Source organism: Albidovulum sp. (assembly GCF_049646345.1).
GTDB lineage: Bacteria > Pseudomonadota > Alphaproteobacteria > Rhodobacterales > Rhodobacteraceae > Albidovulum.
On the sequence record NZ_JBARVQ010000384.1, the window covers coordinates 1 to 2,511 of the forward strand.

Consider the following 2,511-nt stretch of genomic DNA (forward strand, 5'->3'; position numbering starts at 1 on the left):
CGTTGGAAGGTGGATCTAAGCGCGATGCCGAAAATTCGGCGGATCGAAGAAACGCTTGCCTCCATTCCGGCCATCGCGACCGCGCATCCCGACAAGACACCGCAATAGTCCATTTGGGTTTGCGGGCCCGCGCTTTTTTCGCGGTTCAGGACAGAGCGGTCCTGACCGAGACCTATTCGCAGCCAAGGGCCTTGGCCACCGGTTGATGGGTGATCTTGCCGTCCCGGAGGTTCAGCCCCTGCGCCAGGTGGTGGTCGGCGCGCAACGCATCCTGCCAGCCGCGATCTGCGATTTGCAGCGCGAAGGGCAGGGTGGCGGTCTCGACGAGTTCGCCACCACCGGCCGGGGCCGTTCAACCTCAGGTCTGCGCGGCAAATCCTGCGTCGAGCGCCGACAGGATGGTGTCAACATCTGCGGCGCTCAGCACCAGAGGCGGCGACAGGATGATGTTGTTGCCCGACACCCGGATCAGCGCGCCGTTCTCGTAGGTTGTACGATGGACTGCGCCAATGATCTTCTTGTCGATGGGTGCCTTGGTCTGCCGGTCGGCGACCAGTTCCAGCGCGCACATCAATCCGTGCCCGCCCCGGACATCGCCAATTGCGGAATACTTATCCTGCAACGCCAGAAGGCCCTGAAAAAGCTGCGTGCCACGTTCGGCGGCATTGTCCTTGACCCGAAGCCGCCCTGTCTCCTTCAGGCAGGCGACAGCCGCCGCCGCGCCGACCGGATGGCCGGAATAGGTATAGGCCGATCCACTGGCCCCTTTGCCGGAGGTATCGCCTTCAAAAACCTCGGCCACCTTGCCGCAGATCATCACCGCGCCGAAGGGGAAATAGCCGTTGCTGATCGCCTTGGCACTGCACAATAGATCCGGCTGAACCCCCCACAGGCGTGATCCCGACCATGCGCCCGTGCGGCCAAAGGCCGTAATGACTTCGTCGGCGATCAGAAGGATGCCGTGTTTGTCGCATAGCGCACGCACGCCGGGCATGAAGCTCTTGTGCGGCGGGATCACGCCGCCTGCGCCCAGGATCGGCTCCATGATGAAGGCCGCGATGGTTTCCGCCCCCTGAAACCTGATTTCGTCCTCAAGGGCCGCAAGGCACAGCTGGGCCAGTTTTTCGGGGTCGGTTTCGTTGAACGGGTTGCGATAGGTATAGGGGGCAGGGATGTGGTAGCAGCCCTGCATCAGAGGTTCGTACTGGGTGCGGAAATTGGCATTGCCATTGACCGAGGCGCCCAGCGTATGAGTGCCGTGATAGCCCTTTTTCAGCGACAGGAATTTCACCCGGCCCGCGTCGCCCCGGATTTTGTGATACTGCCGCGCCAGCCGCAACGCGACTTCGACTGAATCGGAGCCGCCGGAGGTGTAAAAGGCCCGCGTCAGGCCATCGGGCGCGAAGAATTCCTTCAGCATGAAACTCAACTCGATGGCAGCATCATTTGTCGTGCCGCGGAAAATCGAGTAATAGGGCAGCCGGTTCAACTGTTCGGTGATCGCGTGTTTCACCGGAGTGCAGGAATAGCCGAGGTTCACGTTCCACAGCCCCCCGACCGCATCAATGGTACGATGGCCATCAAGGTCGATGACCTCGACACCTTCGCCTTCGACAATGATATCGGGCGGATTGGCAAGGCTGTCGGCAGGATGCGCCATCGGATGCCAGAGGTGGCGAGCATTGTTTTCCGTGAGGAAATTGGAATCCTTCATGTCAGGCCTCGTCTTCAGGAGTGAATATTGTTGATTGACCGGGGGGCGGCTCCCTGTGCGGGGTAGTCACGGGGAAGCATGCCGCCGATCGACATCGTGGCTTGGCGGACGGCGATGCCCAATGCTGCGCGCAGATCTGCCATCTTTTCGGGCGTGGACCTTACAGAGGGAACCGCGACGGCAATGGATCCGATCGGATGGGCGTCGGGTCCGAAGATCGGCCCGCCGATCGAGCACACCTCACTGTCAAAGGCCTGATCCAGCCGACAGAGGCCCTCGCGCCTGGTGGCATCCATCACGGTAAGGATTTGCGCAACTTCGGTATGGGTCCGGTCCGTATAGGCGGGTAAAGGCTGAGCGAGCGCCGCATCGACAAACTTCTTCGTCGAGAATGCAAGAACCGCGATCCCTGACGATGTCGCATGCAAGGGCAGGATTTCACCCTCATCGAAGATGACCTGGGTGCCGTGTTCCAGTGGATCGGAATGAAAGACGGGTGACAGCACATTGCCTTGCAAAAGTGATGTATGGCAAAGCTCGCCTGTCTCCCGTGCCAGCTGCTCGACAATCGGTCGGAACACCGTTCGAATTGGATGAGTTGCCTCTCGGATAGCCGTCAGGCGTAGAATCGCCGGGCCCAGAGTATAGGCACGGGTTGCCCGGTTTTGTTCCAGAAAGCCGTTTTCCTCCAGCTCAACAAGGTGCCGATGAACCGTGGCCTTGTCGCGGCCCGCAAGGCGCACCATCTCGCTCAGCCCGATTTCCGGACGCCTGCGGGAAAAGAACCCCAATAATTC

The 2,511-nt window shown here is 60.6% G+C and carries 2 protein-coding genes and 1 pseudogene; all 3 read right to left on the reverse strand.

What is annotated here, in order from left to right; genetic code table 11:
- Positions 1 to 172: 172 nt before the first annotated feature.
- A pseudogene (locus WBB85_RS09485) lies at positions 173 to 319 on the reverse strand (alanine dehydrogenase); the annotation flags it as partial.
- A 39-nt stretch (positions 320 to 358) separates the two neighbouring features.
- Positions 359 to 1,714: an aminotransferase class III-fold pyridoxal phosphate-dependent enzyme gene (locus WBB85_RS09490; protein WP_432638378.1), complete on the reverse strand. Its 1,356-nt coding sequence runs from the start codon at positions 1,712 to 1,714 to the stop codon at positions 359 to 361.
- Between the two features lie 14 nt (positions 1,715 to 1,728).
- Positions 1,729 to 2,511: IclR family transcriptional regulator (locus WBB85_RS09495; RefSeq protein ID WP_432638379.1), on the reverse strand; the 783-nt coding region annotated here is incomplete at its 5' end.